Genomic DNA, 307 nt, shown 5'->3' with positions numbered 1-307 from the left:
GCTGTCGATGAGTGCGAGGAATGCCACTGACCGTCCTCTGGCCTGGAGTTCGCATGCGGTGGCGTGTGCTATGGTCCCGCCGTAGGACCATCCGAGCAGGTGGATCGGGCCGTGTTGTTGGATGGCGATGATCTGGTCGGCGTAGTCCGACACCATCTGTTCGACCGAGGTCGCGGTCGGTGCACCGTCCAGTCCTCGGGATTGGATGGCGTAGATCGGTCGGTCTGTTATTTCCAGTGTCAGTGCGTGGTAGAACCACCCCATGCCGCCGAGCGGGTGGATACACCACAGCGGCGGTAGTGCTCCG

At 62.5% G+C, this 307-nt stretch carries 1 protein-coding gene; it reads right to left on the bottom strand.

What is annotated here, in order from left to right; all coding sequences use genetic code 11:
* Positions 1–307: alpha/beta fold hydrolase (locus ACX4ZE_RS23295; RefSeq protein ID WP_480275610.1), on the bottom strand; the 307-nt coding region annotated here is incomplete at both ends.

The sequence above is a fragment of the Nocardia sp. TBRC8007 genome (assembly GCF_056629435.1).
This window is presented reverse-complemented; position numbering and strand designations above follow the sequence as displayed.